Source organism: Rhodopseudomonas sp. BAL398 (assembly GCF_033001325.1).
In the GTDB taxonomy this organism is placed as follows: Bacteria; Pseudomonadota; Alphaproteobacteria; order Rhizobiales; family Xanthobacteraceae; genus JARJEH01.
In genome coordinates this window covers 5,695,249-5,712,410 of sequence record NZ_CP133111.1, presented here as the reverse complement: position 1 = coordinate 5,712,410, position 17,162 = coordinate 5,695,249, and the positions used below count along the sequence as shown (strand labels likewise).

The 17,162-nt window shown below is 60.4% G+C and carries 14 protein-coding genes; 7 read left to right on the top strand and 7 right to left on the bottom strand.

The features are described from left to right. Window positions 1-148: 148 nt before the first annotated feature. On the bottom strand, window positions 149-322 hold the full coding sequence (locus RBJ75_RS26880) for a hypothetical protein (protein ID WP_160297899.1): 174 nt from the start codon (window positions 320-322) through the stop codon (window positions 149-151). 165 nt (window positions 323-487) lie between these two features. Between RBJ75_RS26880 and RBJ75_RS26875 the strand changes: the two genes are divergently transcribed. The 5 genes from RBJ75_RS26875 (at window position 488) to RBJ75_RS26855 (ending at window position 6,690) form a co-directional block, all read left to right on the top strand. Then, window positions 488-1,264 (top strand): Crp/Fnr family transcriptional regulator, encoded by a 777-nt coding sequence (locus tag RBJ75_RS26875; RefSeq protein ID WP_234707295.1) that lies wholly within the window; start codon window positions 488-490, stop codon window positions 1,262-1,264. 57 nt (window positions 1,265-1,321) lie between these two features. After that, window positions 1,322-2,773 (top strand): undecaprenyl-phosphate glucose phosphotransferase, encoded by a 1,452-nt coding sequence (locus RBJ75_RS26870; RefSeq protein ID WP_080900827.1) that lies wholly within the window; start codon window positions 1,322-1,324, stop codon window positions 2,771-2,773. Between the two features lie 29 nt (window positions 2,774-2,802). After that, window positions 2,803-4,053: a lipopolysaccharide biosynthesis protein gene (locus RBJ75_RS26865; RefSeq protein ID WP_052628784.1), complete on the top strand. Its 1,251-nt coding sequence runs from the start codon at window positions 2,803-2,805 to the stop codon at window positions 4,051-4,053. 216 nt (window positions 4,054-4,269) lie between these two features. Further along, a complete protein-coding gene (locus RBJ75_RS26860; RefSeq protein WP_152647567.1) occupies window positions 4,270-5,544 on the top strand; it encodes a glycosyltransferase family 4 protein in 1,275 nt (424 codons plus the stop codon). 72 nt (window positions 5,545-5,616) lie between these two features. Then, a complete protein-coding gene (locus RBJ75_RS26855) occupies window positions 5,617-6,690 on the top strand; it encodes a polysaccharide deacetylase family protein (RefSeq protein ID WP_044405058.1) in 1,074 nt (357 codons plus the stop codon). A gap of 225 nt (window positions 6,691-6,915) precedes the next feature. Here the strand turns inward: RBJ75_RS26855 and RBJ75_RS26850 are convergent, their stop codons facing one another. From RBJ75_RS26850 to RBJ75_RS26825, 6 genes are all read right to left on the bottom strand, one after another. Continuing rightward, window positions 6,916-8,049 (bottom strand): NAD-dependent epimerase/dehydratase family protein, encoded by a 1,134-nt coding sequence (locus tag RBJ75_RS26850; RefSeq protein WP_044405055.1) that lies wholly within the window; start codon window positions 8,047-8,049, stop codon window positions 6,916-6,918. An 11-nt stretch (window positions 8,050-8,060) separates the two neighbouring features. Continuing rightward, window positions 8,061-8,912 carry a glucose-1-phosphate cytidylyltransferase gene (gene rfbF, locus RBJ75_RS26845; protein WP_044405052.1) on the bottom strand — a complete coding sequence of 284 codons (852 nt, stop codon included), beginning with the start codon at window positions 8,910-8,912 and terminating at the stop codon, window positions 8,061-8,063. Between the two features lie 303 nt (window positions 8,913-9,215). After that, window positions 9,216-10,760 carry a MaoC family dehydratase gene (locus RBJ75_RS26840; RefSeq protein ID WP_052628782.1) on the bottom strand — a complete coding sequence of 515 codons (1,545 nt, stop codon included), beginning with the start codon at window positions 10,758-10,760 and terminating at the stop codon, window positions 9,216-9,218. Between the two features lie 22 nt (window positions 10,761-10,782). Continuing rightward, entirely contained in the window at window positions 10,783-11,034 is a 252-nt protein-coding gene (locus tag RBJ75_RS26835; RefSeq protein WP_044405050.1) for an acyl carrier protein, read from the bottom strand. Continuing rightward, entirely contained in the window at window positions 11,031-13,001 is a 1,971-nt protein-coding gene (locus RBJ75_RS26830; protein WP_044405047.1) for an HAD-IIIC family phosphatase, read from the bottom strand. The genes RBJ75_RS26835 and RBJ75_RS26830 overlap by 4 nt, the downstream gene beginning before the upstream one ends. 658 nt (window positions 13,002-13,659) lie before the next feature. Beyond that, window positions 13,660-14,004, bottom strand: a complete 345-nt coding sequence (locus RBJ75_RS26825; protein WP_160297898.1) for a hypothetical protein — start codon at window positions 14,002-14,004, stop codon at window positions 13,660-13,662. Between the two features lie 96 nt (window positions 14,005-14,100). On the opposite strand from RBJ75_RS26825, the gene galE reads away from it, so the two are divergent. Further along, on the top strand, window positions 14,101-15,141 hold the full coding sequence (galE, locus tag RBJ75_RS26820) for a UDP-glucose 4-epimerase GalE (RefSeq protein ID WP_044405041.1): 1,041 nt from the start codon (window positions 14,101-14,103) through the stop codon (window positions 15,139-15,141). Between the two features lie 630 nt (window positions 15,142-15,771). Continuing rightward, window positions 15,772-17,052, top strand: a complete 1,281-nt coding sequence (locus tag RBJ75_RS26815; protein ID WP_160297897.1) for a glycosyltransferase — start codon at window positions 15,772-15,774, stop codon at window positions 17,050-17,052. Window positions 17,053-17,162 lie beyond the last annotated feature (110 nt).

The following is a 17,162-nucleotide window of genomic DNA, read 5'->3' as shown; positions in this document are numbered from 1 at the left end:
GTCGCTATCAAACCGAGGGTGCTCGATGAACTTCGCAACGGGCTGCTATATCAGATCGATTGTTTCTACAGAACTTGCAGCGCAGCGATTTCTCGGCATTCCATTTCTGATATCCGCAATCGATTAGTCGAAACGAATGGCCGCTTGATCATGCGAATAGATGGAGCACCGCGGCGAGGCTCAGCCAGGAAATCAATCCGATCCATGCCACGGTGATGCCGGCCGCGACCGCGAGCACAACAGGCGCCCAATCTCGCCGCGAGCGTTCAATAGCGACATCGGTCTTAGCGACTTCCGTTGTGGATTCCGAAAATAGCGTCATGACAATGTTCCTTTCTGGTACCAGCATTCATGATGCGGTCCCAGAAGCTCGGCAATTTGCGAGTCATCAATTTTCGGCAGAGGCGTTCGGCATAGGCCGTTGGACATATAGTCGCGAACCTTACAGGCCTATTCAACTCGACTGAATTTCGCCTCGCGACCGGACGTGCAACGTTTGCCACACTGCAATCGAATCATTGCCACTTCGGGAACAGAATTTGCTCTTTTCGGCTCGAAACTGGTTCTGGAGGGCATTTATAGTCAGGCACGGCACATCATGCTCACAACCTCATTTTCCAATCCTTGTAATATTGCGCCAGCACCAATTGCGATAAATGGAACTCAGGATTTAGCTCGAATCATTGAAAAAGGCTCCGCTCAAACCTCCGTTCCTCGAGGTCGGGCACTCTTCTGGCAGGACGAACATCAGCCGTACCGCATCAATGTCGTCCAAGGCGTAGTCCGGGCAGTCCGCTTGATGGAGGACGGAAATCGCCAGATTCTTGCCTTCTATTGGCCGGGCGACACGGTCTTTCCATCCCGTTCTGCCTGCCAACAATACACCGCGGAGGCGGTGACCAATTGCCGTATTCTGTGTGACGCTGTTTCGTCGCCCTGCCACCAGTTGGAACCTTGCGGAGTTCAGCAAGCCCTCTCGGCGACTCTGAGCTTGATCGGCTCTGTGAGCAAAAAGACCACTCAGCAGCGGATTGCCTGGTTCTTACTCCAGATCCGACCGCACCTTCCACGGGACTCCCGTTACGATGGTGCATTTCAGATTGTCATTCCACGCGCCGATATTGCCGACCATCTCGGGACGTCGCTCGAGACCGTCTGTCGAACGCTCGCCGATTTCCGCGAGAGGCGTTTGATCGATCTGCCGAACCGCAAGACCATTCGGTTCACCAACCTCAGGGGCTTGGCGGCAGTCACGGGTGAATAACGCGCTGCCGGGTTTTTGCCCGGCATCTCCCTTTCGCAACCCAGAAAAGGATGCGCTATGGCTACAACACGCGACGCAACTATGCCCGTCGGAAGGCTTCGCTTCCGCTCCCGCCCCTCGGTTCCGATCGACTCGATTGGCCTCATTGTCGCGGCACTCGACTGGATGTGGATCTACCTGCTGGGTCTGGAGACGGACCACCTCTATCATTCTGTTATCCTGGCCGAACCGGTCTATTCCGTCGTCTCGCTCGGGCCAGGTGTCGCGATCGCGACGCTCTACGCCGCGTTCGCCAAGAGCGCCGACATGTATCGCGCCTCCAATCTCGTCCGCGCGCGGTGGCAGGCAGGGCGATCGCTCCTGATATGGACGTGCACTTTCTTGTTTCTCGCGACGCTGGCTTTCCTTCTCAAGGTCAGCACCCTGTTCTCGCGGGGCGAGATGCTGTTGTTCTACCTCAACGGTCTTTGGATCAGCGTCGTCTTGCGAGCCTTGGTAGCCTCTGCCTGTTCCCGTATCATCGCCTCTCGCGCTCTTGCCCTGCGTCGGGTCGTTGTCATCGGGACCTCGGAGGAATTATTTCGCAACGACACGTTGTCGGGGCTCGAATTGTACGGCTATTCGGTTGTGCGGGCGTTTCCGATTGAGATCGACGAGGCATCGGATCTTCGCGCCGCCGTCAAGGCCATCATGGGCGACATGGTCGCCCAGGTTCGCCGGGTCGCCCCCGACGAAATCCTTCTCACCATCCCGTGGGATCAGCCGGAGTTGCTGGCCGCCGTCGAAAGCAACCTCCGCGTCCTGCCGCTGCCGGTCAAGCTTGTTCCAGATACCCGAATCGCCCGCTTCCTCAGCCGGCCGTTGTTTGACCTTGGCCCGGCAACCGCGGTCGAGCTCCAGCGCGCGCCGATCGACGCCACTCAGCGCCTGACCAAGCAGTTCGCCGATCGAGTCCTCTCGGTCATCGGGCTTGCCCTGTTGCTTCCGCTGCTGATGATCGTCGCTATCGCCATTCGACTGGAGTCGCCGGGGCCCATTCTGTTTCGCCAGATCCGGATGGGCTTCAATGGCCGCCCCTTCCGCATCTACAAGTTTCGGACCATGTCGACGCTGGACGACGGACCGGTCGTGCGCCAGGCCCAGCGCAACGACAACCGCGTGACCGCGCTGGGGCGGCTGCTGCGCCGGCTCAGCATCGACGAACTGCCGCAATTGCTCAACGTGATCCGCGGCGACATGTCCCTGATCGGTCCACGGCCGCATGCACTCGCTCACGATAACGAATACAGCCGTGTGATCGATACCTACGCCATCAGGCACAAGATGAAGCCGGGCCTCACCGGCTGGGCGCAAGTCAACGGTTTTCGCGGCGAGACTCGCGACCTGCGTATGATGGAAGCACGCGTCAATCACGACCTTTGGTACATCGAGTACTGGTCAATCTGGCTGGATATCCGGATCTTGTTTCTAACCGTGTTTCGTGTCCTGCGATCTCCGAACGCCTATTGATCTCCTCTTTCGGGTGAGGCTCTGCACCGATGAATTCTCTCGCGCTCCAAGCACCAATCGCCCGCGCGCTGTCCCGCTGGGGATTCGTTGCCGGCATGCGCGGGAGCATGATCTTCTGCAGGTTTCTGCTGATTCTCTTTATCTCACGCTACCTCGATCTTGCCACGCTCGGCCTCTTCGGCCTGGCCTCTGGCTTCGTTGCCATGGCGCCCGCGGTGACGGGCCTCGGCATGGTCCACGTGATCATGCGCGATGCCGTCACCATGGCGCCCGTGCGCCTGACCGATGCCTTGCGTCACTATTGGACCTATACGATTGGCCTGTATGCCGTGGTTCTTGCGATTTCCGGGCTGGCGGCAGCTGCCATTGGGGCGCCGATCTGGGTCGTCGTTGTGGCGATCGCCCTCTTCGAGCAGCTCGGCAACGACATCTTTCAGTTGCTGTCGAATCTCGAACGCCCGTTGCTGGCCAATTTCACCGGCTTTCTGAGGGGAGCAGCGTGGATCCTGGTGTATCTGCCGCTCGCATTAGGGTTCCCCGCGCTGCGATCACTGGATTCCCTGCTGTTGTTCTGGCTGATCGGCGCCGCCACGTCGGTGGCGGTGTTCGCCGTCGCGACACGAACCTGGCCCTGGATAGACGCATTCAGATTGCCGTTCCGCCTGTCGTGGCTGAAGTCGCTGATGCGCTCGTCGCTGGTGATCTATGCCAGCGACCTCTCATACATTGCCAGCCAGTACATCGACCGATATCTGGTCACCCTGTTCCTCGGCCTGGAATTGACCGGCGTCTACATGCTCTATTGGACCGCCGCCAATGCGATCTACACCTTCGTAAGCATGACCGTCCTTCAGCAACAGCGGCCGATCCTGATCAAAGCCCACCATCAGGGCGACGCGGCTCACCGCGAGCAGTGCATCCGACTCGTTCGAGCCGCGGCGATCATGGCCGTGGCGGTCGGGCTCGCTGTGACGATCGGGTTCGAGATCGTGCTGCCATTGCTGCGCCAACCGCTCGCGAGCCTCAATATCGTCGCGTTCTGGTTGATCGTGGCGGGTATCGTCGCCCGCTGCATCGCCGATTGGGGAGCGATGGCGCTGTTTTCCGCCCGACGCGACCGCGTCATGACCGCGACCAATCTGGTGGCGATAGCACTCCTCTCATTCTTTCAGGTCGTCCTGCTTCCTCTCGCTGGCTTGGCAGGCGCCGGCATCGCCTTGCTGCTGACTTTCGGCGCCATCGCAGGCTGGCGCTACAAGCTGGTCTTTCTCCGTCAATGATTTGGTCGCTGATCGTCGTCGCCGACAGCCCCCAGCGCGCGATCTCCCTGGCCGCATAGTCCGTCATGCTTAGTCGTCGCGTGGGGTGCTCCCGCGATGTGGCCGACAAATTCATCGAGATCTTGACGATCATCAAGTCGCTTTGTGCCGCTCTCTCCATCATTTCATCTAACTCGCGGCGGCAGCGCGCCGGTTCGGCGCCCAAGGATGAGCTGGATGAAGATCCTATATGCTAACAAGTATTTCTTTCGCAATGGCGGCTCAGAGGTCGTCATGTTCGATGAAATAGCGCTGATGAAATCGATGGGCGTGGAGGTTATTCATTTTTCAATGAGCGATCCGCGGAATCTGCCGTCGCCGACAGCGGCATATTTCGTATCTTCGCGCGATTATCAATCCAGGTCGATTGTTTCCAGCTTGGAATCGGCTGCGAGCTTCGTTCATTCGCCGGAGGCGGTGCGAAAGATCTCCGCGCTCATTCGGGCCGAACAACCCGATCTGCTGCACTGTCACAACATCTATCATCAACTCACCCCGTCAATCATCTCGGCTGCGGCCAATCTCGACATTCCGGTGGTGTTGACGTTCCACGATCTAAAGCCGGTCTGCCCGGTCTATACTCAGATGCGGGAGGGTGCGCCGTGTACGAAATGCGCTCCCTCTCGGTTCGAGAACGTGCTTCTCCACAAATGCGGCGGACATTCATTGCCGAAACGGCTGCTGCTTTGGCTGGAAGCACGCTATCACCAGGCCGCCGGAAGCTACCAGAACGTCAGTGCCTTCGTCGCGCCCAGCCGTTTCCTCCGCGATGCCGTCGCCGCAAGATTTTCGACCAGCCGAATCGAATGCATTCCCAATGGAATCGATCTGTCCGGCATCGAGGTCGTCCCGTCAGACCAGGGCTATGTTCTCTATTTCGGCAGGATCACGGCGGACAAGGGCGTTGCGACCTTGCTGCAGGCTCATGCCGATGATGGTGCCAAATGGCGGCTGGTCGTCGCGGGGACCGGCCCGCAACTGAACGAATACAGGCAACGTTTCCCGATGGCTGAGTTTACCGGCTTCCTGTCGGGCAGCGCGCTCGGCTCCTGCATCGACCAGGCGGCGGTCGTGGTGGTCCCCTCCGAGATGACCGAGAACTGCTCGATGGCGATCATCGAGGCGATGGCGCACGGCAAGCCAGTGGTCGCATCGCACATCGGCGGCAATCCGGAGCTCGTTCGCGACGGCGAGACCGGCTTCCTCTTCCCTCCAAAGCACCGCCACAGCTTGACTGAGCGGATCCAACTGCTGCTTGGGGATGCCGACTTGCGCAAACGCTTCGGCGCCGCTGCGCGGAAGGTCATCGAGGAGGAATATACGATCGCGGCGCACGGCCAAGCTCTCCTCGCGCTTTACACCAGCCTGGTGCAGCGACGCAAACATCCGGCCGTCGCCGCCACGGCGACGCAGCTCCCCGTCAACGCGGAAGCCGGTAGCAGTCCCCTGTGAGCTCGCCGGTCCGCCGTCTTGGCGGCGGCCGAAGCGAGCACTTCGAGTCACTTGCGTGGGAGGACGAGGGCAATGCAGGCTTCGGAAAGCCAAGGCAGCTGGACCGAACGCTGCGCGATCGAGCTGCTTCACCGCACCGGCCTCTCTCATGCGGCGGCGCGTTGGTATGGCGGATGCGGGGCGATCTATATGCTCCACAGCGCAGCGCCGGACCGGCACCTTCATATCGACTCCGATTTGCGGACGACTCCCCGATTCCTCGATCGCCTGCTGACGCATTTACGCGCCTCTCGGATCGACGTCGTCTCGTTGGATACCGTGGCGGCCCGGCTACGACAGCCCCACGGCCGACGGTTCGTCGCCTTCACCTTCGATGATGGCTATGCCGACAATTTCCTCCACGCATTGCCGGTGTTCGAAAGCCACAACGCCCCCTTCGCCGTCTACGTGGCCAGCGGCATGGTCACCGGCGATCTCGACTGCTGGTGGCTCGGTCTTGAGCGCCTTTTCCTGCAGCACTCGACGGTGGAGATCGAGCCGATGCAGCGGCGATGGTGCGTCGATACGCTGCGCAGCCGTGCTCGCGCCTATCGCGAGGCCTGCGACTGGGTCAGTCAGGATGTTTGTGCCAACGCCGGCGCGCTGGCTTCGAGCTTTCGACGATACGGCATCGATCTCCGAAGCATGACGCGCGAGGTCGGGTTGACGGTCGATCAGTTGAAGATGCTGGCACATCATCCGCTCGTGACCATTGGCGGCCACACCGTCACCCACCCCAGCCTCGGCCAACTATCCGAGGCTCACGCCTACGATGAGATTGCTCAGAACAAGCGCTTTCTCGAAGAGCTCGGCGGCCAACCCGTCGACCATTTCGCTTATCCGTTCGGGCGGCCCGACAGTTGTGGCCCGCGCGAAGCCGCTTTGGTCCGCAAGGCCGGATTTTGCACCGCCACGACCACGCACCACGGCTGCCTGACGGAGCCCTTGAACCGCGACCTGCATCTGCTGCCCAGGGTCGGAATCAACCGGCCCTACGAGTCCGTCGCCTTGGCTCGGCTTCAAATCGACGGGCTGGTGGCGGCCGTCCGCCAGGTCAAGGCAGCAGCGACAATGTCGCCGGCGTACCGGACGTCGCCACGCGCCTGATCCAGCGCGGGGCGCCGATCGGCCGCACCAGATCGATTCCTGGATTTTTCGCAATCACTGATGCGCGATAATCGGCCCGCGGCCGGTCAATAGCCGGCATGGCTGCATGCGGGGTACACCCTGGCCTCTCGCATTCGATGGCTGAACGCAAGTGGCGTCCGACGACTTCGCCTGACGCCACCCTGTCCAATCTAGAAGGAAACCGGCGCGCGCGGCCGGAGAGATTCAATTTGTTGCTGCGATGGCGAGGCCGGGCTTCGCATTGGTTGTGAACGCCGGCATCGATTCGCTTTCCTGATCGCGCGCCTGCTCCAAGCTCCGATCAAAAGTCTTCATCGCGGTCCATAGCAGATGGGGATTGATCTGCCGGGTCTGCCGCAGATGCTTGAGCTCCATCAACCGGGTAAACGGCGATGAGCGAAAGACGGCTTCGTCCATTTGAATGCGCTCGAACACGTATCTCAATTGCTCGGCCCCCGAGCGCGCATCCCATCGACAGCGGAATTGGGGCATCACCTGTCGGATTTTCGCAAACGAGACCCGGTAACTTCTGTTGTCAGGGCCGCTCGCTCCGAACGTGACCTTTGCCTCTGGGAAGACATCATGCACGATATTCGCGATTTCGCGGACGGTGTAGTTCTGTTGATCGCTTCCAACGTTGAACGCCTCGCCGCACACGTCTTCACGCGGCGCCTCCAGCGCGCACAAAATGGCTTCGCAGATATCCTCGATGTGGACCAGAGGCCGACACGGCGACCCGTCGCTCTTGACGTCGATAACGCCGGCAGTGAAAGCGGAGCCGGCCAGGTCGTTCAAGACCAGATCGAAGCGCTGACGCGGCGACGCCCCGAACGCCGTCGCATTGCGCAGGAAGACCGGCGTGAAATGGGAATCGGCCAGCAGCGCCACATCCCGCTCGACCATCACCTTGCAGCGCGCATAGGCAGTCTGCGGGTCGAACGTCGACATCTCGGTCTTCATCTCACTGCCTGCGGCACCGTAGATGCTGCAGGATGATGCGAATACGAATCGCCCTACCCCTGCGGCGCGGCACCGAGTAGCAAACCCGACCGTTCCAATGTGATTGATCTCTTCGGTAATGGTCGGATCGTTGTTGCCGAGGGGATCATTGGAGAGTTCGGCAAGATGCACCACGGCGTCGATTCCCTCGAGGTCCGACTCCGTCAACAGCCTGACATCCCGAGTGATCACCGACGGCCGCGTTCGGCCGTCCTCGAACAGCCAGCCCCGCCGGTAAAGGCCGGTATCGACACCAACAGCCTGATGGCCGCGGGCGAGCAATTTCGGACCCAACACCGTTCCGATATAGCCATCGGCCCCTGTATAGATCACACGCATCGATGCTCTCCTTAGCTGGCCGACAGTTGCACAGGCGTTCGGCGGATGGATTGGATCGGGCTCTCGCTGCGGAAGCCGGCGCCGGATTCATTCCAGATCCGCCACGGCGGAGTGCCGGCATCCCACATCGATTGCAGCAACATCTTATCCCTCAGCGTGTCCATGTTCTGCCAGAACCCGCCGTGACGGTAGACGGCCAATTGGTCGCGCTCGGCGAGGGATCGCAATGGCCCCTCCTCCCATACGGTCTCGTCGCCTTCGATCATGTCCAGCACTTCCGGCTCGATGACGAAAAATCCGCCATTGATGACCGGGCCGTCGGTTGCACCCTTCTCGCGGAAACCGGCCGCGCGCGGTCTGTCGGTCGATAGATTGATTGTTCCGAAGCGGCCGGGCTGCTGCACGGCCGTCACCGTCCCCAGCGCCCCCTGTTCATAGTGGAATTTGATCAGTGCGCGAACGTCGATGTCGGAGACGCCGTCGCCATAGGTGAGACAGAAGGTCGAACCGTCGACATAATCCTTGACCCGCTTCAGGCGACCGCCGGTCATCGTCTTCTCGCCGGTGTCAGCCAGCGTCACCTTCCAGCGCTCGGTGGTGCTGCGATGAAATTCGAGTCGATTGCTGGCGAGGTCTATCGTCAGGTCACCCTGATGGGGCAAGCGGTTCAGGAAATAGTCCTTGATCGCCTCGCCCTTGTAGCCACAGCAGATCACAAAGTCGTTCAGTCCATAGTGCGAGTATATTTGCATGATGTGCCAGATGATCGGCCTTCCGCCGATCTCCACCAGCGGCTTGGGAACGATTCCGGTCTCTTCACTCAATCGGGTGCCGTAGCCTCCGGCAAGAATGACTACTTTCATCGGCGCGCTCCTATCTTTGCCCGCAATCGGCGATCATCGAACTGACTGGAACTTGGCACTGGCGATGTTCAACGCCGATCGTCATTCTCATTTGATGTATTGGGCTCTCGGGTTGGGCAACTTGACGACTATCAACTCGCCCAGACTGCCACACGAATTATGCATGACCACGATCTGTCTCCTCGCGATGGTCGCCTTGATCCGCATCCGCAGGCCGATCAGATGCGATCATTGTCGGATCGGCGGCAAGCACCAGGTCTGGGTTCCAATCCGCTCGAATTCCGGGCGCCATCCTCGGCAGCACTAACCGGTGCGCGCCTCAAATGGCCGGATATCGCTGTTGCGCAACTCCGACAGCGGTCGGGACTCAACAAGCGCTGGCCGCAACGCCTCGCCGTTTCGCGCAAATAGCTCCCGACCGGCTTGCTGCCGCAACAACGGAAGCATCACCGCGAGGGGGTCCGCGGCGGACACCGGCGGGACGGTCGCCGTTTGCGCCGTAGCGACGCGCGGCAGCCGTGGTGCCGTAATCGTCAGCCCCGGGACCGCCCTCACCAGATCGGCGCAGACGATCTCGCCTGCGGCCTTCGCCATCGCATATTCCGTCATCCGAGTCGGCCGCTCGTCGATCGCTACGGTCGACGGATAGAGCGCCGTCAGCGGCATTGGCCCCTGCAACTGCAGAATCGTTTTAATTAGGTCGACGAAGCCGTCCACATAGATCGACAGAAAGCAATCCAGTCGGCACCGCGTATAGATGGCGCTGGAGCCGCCAAAAATGCGCGGTGTCGCGAAGTAATAGGCATGGGTCAACGCGGAGGGCAAGGCCGACAGCTGCGCGGCCGCGGGAGCGCCGGCATCGTAGCGGATGACCTCGCAGCTCCGGATTCCGCAAGCCCTTCGGATGTCGTCAGCGACCAAATCCGCGTCCTGCTGGGCCTCGCAATAGCTCAAAGTGACGCATGCACCGCCGGCGGCCAAAAGGGTGGCCGTGGCGGCACCGAGGCCCCGCGAACCGCCGACGACAAGCGCTCTGCGGTCGCGGAACTCGCCGGGAGCCACCAAGGCTGCAGCTTCACGTATCGACGGCACAGGTGGAGGCGCGAGACGAGCGAAGGCGGCGATGTTTCCGACGACCTGCTTGCCCTCGACCTCGATATCGACCCTCCGAAACCGCGAATCCGCTCGCGCCACGGCGAAACCCAGGCCGGCGTCATTTGAAGACGGTTCTGCAAGCTTGACGGAGATTTCCGACAGGATCGAATGCAGCCCTGGCGCGACCATCCCGACCACCGTTGACATCAACGCCAATTCACAGAGGGCTGAAATCCCCAATGCCTGGCAAAGTGTCGGGAACATCGCCTCGGCCTGCTGAATAGCGTCGGCGGAGACATGAAATCGACCCGCACTCCCCGGCAGATCTCCAAAATCGGGCTCAAGCGGCGTGGCTGGTATGACGATTGACGGGAATGGCCGATCGAGGCGGCGCGGCGGCACACCACTGAAATCGAGGCGTGCGATCATCGCAACGCCGTCGTCGCGGGCAACTTCGATCCGCAACTCGTCGCCGCTGTCCCTGCTGATCGATAGTCTTGCCAGCGATCCGACCGGGACGAAGGATACGAATTTTGCCCTTGCTCCTTTCAGCCGGCTCAGATCCACGCCGGAGCTGGCCAGATTCTCGATCGCCCACAGCAGAATATGCATCCCATGCGCGACGCACGCACCGGCTTGAGTTCGGCGCGCCGCTGCCGCATCCATGTGAATCGGATTTCGATCGCCGGACAGACGCGCGAACGCCTCTTGGTCGTCCATCGTCAGCCGAAGCAATGCAACGATGTCGGCCATCGGCTACCCCTTGGTATGACGCTCACGCGTCGATCTTGCATTTCGCCGCGATCAACTCGACGAAGTCCTTGACTGCGTCGAGCTGCTCGATCTCCGAGGTGCGGAAGGAAATGCCGAAGCGGTCCTCGACGGCGACGACCAGAGTGATCATCGCCTGGCTGTCCCACCCCGCGATTTCCCTGGCCGTGGTCTGCGGCTGCAAGATGATCGTTTCATCATCGAAGACGTCGCGGAAGATGCCGGTCAACGTCTCGTAGATCATCGCGCGATTCATGCCGTTCTCCTCAACAGGTTGGTCCGGGTTTGCGGGGGAACGACGCTCGGACAGACGTCCACCACGATGTTGTGCGTCGGAAGGCGCTCGCCGATCTTGAAGTACCAATTCGTCGCGCCCTCCGGCTGGCCCTCGCGCGCGGCCAACGGCGCAAATCCCAACGATTCGTAGTGCGGCGCGACCAGCGCGTTGCGCGCGGTAGGGATGTATTCTCCAATGAGTCCGGTTGCGCCGACCAGGCCCGCCACCTGCACGAGCGCTTCGAGCGACGCCGCCTCGACCCGGCGGCCAAGGACGCGGCAGCTCATCAGCCAGCTGTCGATCCGTAGAGCACCGGCCTCTTCGGCTTGCGCAAGGATGACGGCAATGAGCCCCGCGTCATCCAGCCGATCTCGCAGCCGGAACGCCAGTCCAATATTTCCCGGCGTGGCCACAAATTTCTCAACCTGGACCTCCGAATAGCGGCGCGTGGTCAGATTGAATTGATTGGTCTTATTGATGAGCTGCGTCACCCGCGAAATATTGTTCGAGCCCACGCTTTCAACGCTCATCGTCATGCAAAGGCCGCGCAGATATCCATCAAGATCCGTCGCCTCCTCGATCTCGGCCAAACGCCGACCGCGCGCAGCGTAACTCCGGCTCCTGGAGACGTCGTCGGCGGTGAAGGACGACGCCTCGAAATAGCCGGCATCGGCGAGACATCGGGGATAATATGCGACGTCCTCAGGTAGCTCGGGCACGGCGACCTCGGCGATCTCGCGCCGGACGATCTCGCGTTCGGCCGGGTTGTCGTCCACGAAGACCAGGCTGTCCAAGCCGATGTCGAGCGTCCTGGCAATCTTGCGGATGTTGGTTGCCTTGTCGTCCCAATTCGCGACGAACACCGCAATGTCGTCCCTTTTGAGCACCATGTCCGGATGGGTCGTGAATGCCGTTTCGGCCAAGTCCGGGTCGTTCTTGCTGCAAACCGCTAAAACCACCCCGCGCCCGCCGAGCATCGCCACGTAGCGCTGGAACGCGACATAGGCCTCGCCCTCCGCGCATCCCTGGCCCAAGCGGAGTCCGCCGACCCCGTCATCGCCAACGACCCCGCCCCACAATGTGTTGTCGAGATCGAGTACCAGGACTTTCCGCGACAGGCCAGATGCTGCAGCAACAACACGCGCGAGAAGATCACCGAAGAACGGAGCAAATGGCGGACTAACGAGCTGCTTGGCCTGATGCCACCTCACAGGGTGTACGAGATCTGGGATGAAGCCGCGGCGTGCCGCCTCCCAGGCGAGATCGAGCAGCAGCACTTTGTCCTCTCGCGCCGCCTGGCGCAGCTTGGCATTGAAGCTTTCCACGACCGAGACGCCCGCTCCGGGCACCAGCCCCTCGTAATTGCCGAACACCGGCAGCGTCGTGCCGCACACCAGCGTCTGCTGCACCGGCTGCGCTCCGTAACGCTCCCGGATACACCTCCAGAGCTGCCGGATTTCGTCGAGTTCGCGATCAATCTCCGCGTCCAGATCCGCGCCATCGATATCAGGCGGAAAGGACAGGCCCAGCGCATGTTCATCCAGCGCCAGGACGATGAAGTCCGGAGCGAAATGAGCCAGCGCCGGATCTCCATTCAACAGCTCCTGCCGGTAGCTGTTATACGACCCGACAAACACTTGAAGGGCCAGCCGACGCGCCAGGCCTGCGACACGAATGCCGGCCGCCAAATGCCCGAGCGTGTGCGATCCGAGCAGCGCGACGCGTCTGCTCGCGAGCCCGAAATCAGCCTCGTGGCCCGGACCCAGCCTGTCCAGCGCCGATGTGGCAAGGCGGTCGATACGCTCGGTCGCCACAAAATCCCGGCTCATTCCTGCAAGCCTGCAGGCGGCCGCGAATTGGCGATCGGGTGCGTCATCCGCCTTCGCCCTGCGGATTTCGGCGACCAGGTCCGGGTGTCGGGGAAGCCAAGCGAGCGGTTGTTCCATAGGTGACGCCGGAAATAGGAATCTCGCAGCAGGATGCTACGCGTCCCGCTGATGAGCGCACAGGCTCAGCCATTTGCATTTCGAAAACTTGAGCATCGTCAACTTGCACCAGCATTAAATTCGCACATTCACCGAAGCGCACGGCCATTCCACGCAGCTCCCACCTGACAGAATTGTTGGAGAATTGGCTATGGACAGATCATTCGGACGACACAGCCACGCGATCTCGCGCCACGCTCTTGAACGCCTGAACCTCGAGGAGATCCGAGAATTTCGACAGGCCAATCGAAATTCTCCGCCTCTGACCATTCGGCAGAGCCCGCTCCAGCTCGATCAAACGACTCCCGCACCAGGGCAACATCTCTGTCTCGAGACGTTTCTGAAGCGCTTTGCGGACCCGCCGTCTCCGAATTGAGCGACGCTCTATTAGCACTCCGTTCTGGCCGCCAACACCGGTGGAATGCGGCACCGAGAAGCCAACTCCGACGAACTGTCGAAAATGGACCAACAATTCTAACCCACCTGGGGACGCTAACAGCAAGGGGAAACGCTTATGTTCAAGTCGCTTTCAGGCGGGCGGTTCGGCGATGTACTCAAGGTCCGTTCGTCCGGCCGTAACTTCCAGACTGACGCCGCTCGAATCGGCTCGATAGCCCGATCAATCGAGACCGCGCTGCAAACGTCGCGCATCGAATTGAATGGTCTGAATCGGCGGCTCAACGACGTCATCGCCCGAACCGCGGTCACGATTGGCAATGACACCGACGAATATCTCGACCGCGAGCCAACGAATACTGGGCTGCAAAACAGGCTCAATCGGGAAATCGCCGACGGCGAGCAACGGCTGCGGGAGCTCGAGACCAACATTGACCATTTCAATTCCCTGAAGGCCGTTCTCGCGACCCGCTTTCCCGACCACGCCGACACCATCGCCGCGGTCGAACATCAAAGATAGAGCCATATACCCGGGGGCAATCGCGATGCGCCGCGCGTCGAGGTCCAACCAAGCCCAAACCACGACGAGACGATCCCCCTGCGCCCAAGCGATCCACGCAGCGGACCAACTATGCCAACTGTTCTCGCCGGAGGTGAGTTTCCCATGATCATGGTGACAGGTGGAGCCGGCTATATCGGCTCGCACACATGCGTCGAACTGCTCGACGCTGGCCATGGCGTCGTCATCGTCGACAATTTCAGCAATTCCAGCCGCGCCTCGCTCGCGCAGGTCGAGGCGCTTTGCAAACGTCCGCCAATCATTTGCCAGGGCGACATTCGCGACGGCCCCCTCCTTGAGCACGTGATGCGTCGCCACGGCGTCACGGCGGTGGTCCATTTCGCCGGCCTGAAAGCCGTGGGCGACTCGATCCGCACCCCCGTCGCCTATTACGACAACAATGTCTGCGGCACTGTCGTCCTCCTCAAGGCCATGCAAGCCGTCGGCGTCAAAACACTAGTGTTCAGTTCGTCGGCCACAGTCTACGGCGAGCCGCAACGTCTGCCGCTCGACGAGGATCATCCGCTTTTCGCCGTCAATCCCTACGGCCGCAGCAAATTGATGATCGAGGAGATGCTGCGCGACCACCACGCCGCCGCGCCGGACTGGTCGATCGCGATCCTGCGATATTTCAACCCGGTCGGCGCGCATCCCAGCGGGCGGATCGGCGAAAGTCCCCTGGGCATCCCGAATAATCTTGTGCCCTTCGTGGCGCAGGTGGCGGTCGGGCGCAGGAAGCACCTGCAAATCTTCGGCGACGACTATCCTACGCCAGATGGCACCTGCATCCGTGACTACATCCATGTCGTCGATCTGGCCAACGGTCACCTGATGGCCTTGAACAAGCTCAAGGAAGGGCAGCTTTTGACGGTCAATCTGGGGACCGGACTCGGCACCAGCGTATTGGAGGTTGTGGATGCCTTCGCTGCCGCCAGCGGCCGCTCCATTCCCAAAGTCGTCGGCCCTCGCCGTGCCGGCGACGTGATGGCGTGCTACGCCGACCCGCGTCGAGCTGAACTGGTTCTCGGCTGGAAGGCGCGGCGATCGGTCGCCGAGATGTGCTCAGATCACTGGCGCTGGCAGCGAATGAACCCGTTCGGCTTCGAACGTGCGGCCACACTTGCACCCCAGTTGCCAGGCAACTAATTGACTATTCTCATTTTCTTGTATTAACGGATCCCTAGAAACAATCAGCGAATCAACTTAGTGTGGAGTATTGTGATTTCTGCGATGCCCATCGGTGGGAGGCTGCATGAAACGACGCCCTGATTTCAAGGTTCGATTCGAATTGACATCCTTGGGCAAAAGACGGTTTCCGAAACTTCGACGTCAGACTGGCGTCATTATTGGCGCTGGTCGCAACCCCGGTTCGGTTCGCGTTATATTTGATGGCTGCAAGACCGCCAGCACGATACATCGTAGTTATCTTACCACTACACCGGGGTGCGATGAGCCCAGCGATGCCGCGGTCGATGACGGCGCGATGGCCGCGTCAATTCCGCAGCTCCTCAATCGCGCTCGAGAGCCGAAACTTGTCGCACCGACCTCAACGAGTGCAGTTGACGCTCGCCGATCCAACTATGTTTGCAATGATTGACCGCAGCTTGCTAATTCATGACAGTCGCGTCGCAACACCTGTCGGAACGATGTAATAGAACCCACTCCGCGTGTTGACTCAGCAACGCTGATATCATTTAATCGATAATTATTTTAATTGCAGATTTTCTCTTCGAACGAACCAAAATCAATCGTATCATTTTGCGTTTGGGTGAGGCCGTGCGGATTTTAGTAGTAGCCGTCGATTGCGCATCAGATCCAGATCGGATCGCCAGATCCAATGCTGAACTTTGTCAAAGCCTGATCGACGCCGGCCATGACGTGGAGGCGACAGCACTCCCAACACTTGCCCGGCGCGCAACAGGCGATGCGAATGACCAAGCGACAACCGGCCCAGGCCGCACTTCGAAAATCACGGACTATGTGCGAGCGGAGGCTGCACATTCAAAGCCCAGCTCAGCGATAATTCGGTTTTGGCAACATACGTCCTTTGCGCTCTCAGGCATCGGGCCCATGGTGACGCGCATCTTGAAAGGCCGTCCGGATACCATCCTCCTCATTGCGCCAACTTCGATTTACGCGGCTCTTGTCGCCCTCTCGGCCCGATGCATCGGCGCAAGGTCGTGGCTTCATCTTCGTGAACCCGCTTTTGCGGAAGCCTGCGAAGGGCGGTTATTCGCGATCAGGCCCATCAAGACGATGTTATACTATCTCGAAACGCTCTCCCTCATGCTGTTCGATCGCGTATCGACAATCTCGCCGCAGATGAGGCGAGAACTCCAGAGCAGAGGCGTCGATGCAAGAAAGACTTATGAATTGCGTGATTGGATCGATCTCAGCGCAATCGAACCCGGTAGCTGTAAGACACGGATTCGCCGCCAGTTAGGATTGAACGAGGCTCACTTTTTAGGTCTTGTGCCTGGCGCATCGCTCGATCAGGACGCGCTCGACATGGTCGTCAGCGCGGCAATGATCTTCAGTCAACGTCAAAGCCATATTCACTTGGTGATCTATGGCAAAGCGGCGTCGGTCCCCACCGAAACTCCGAATTTGCACCTTCTCGATCTGCCGCCAGCACCTTGCAGCGAGCTGCTCGCCACCGCGGATTTTCATATTGTGCAGCAAAATACGGCGGACTCTTTACTGCCTCCCTTGCTCGGCGAGATCCTCGCATCGAACCGCCCGGCTATCGCAATCGCCGATAGCGGCACCTGCTTCGCCGATGAGGTCGAGGATGTCGGGCTGATCGTCGCACCCCGGGATGTTCTGGGCCTCGTTGAGTCAATCGGCCTGCTGGACGACGAGCGAGCTCTCACCGAAATATTGGGCAATAATGCCAGAGAGCGCGCGCTCGAACGCTGGAGTCGGCCGGGCATCATCCACCGCTTGTCTCTGGAGCTCTCGGACTTGGTCTCCGATGATTTACTCGGTCGGTCAACGCGGCGCAAACGTGGATTCACCGCTGAGAATACCGCGAAGCCAGCTGCGACTCGTCCCTGATGCGGTGGATGCCGGTGTCGGCGGGACCTTGTTTCGCCGGATGTGAGCGACATTGATGTCGTTCGAGGCCGGCAACGCTGCCGGATCGGCCACTCGCCATAGCTTCCAGC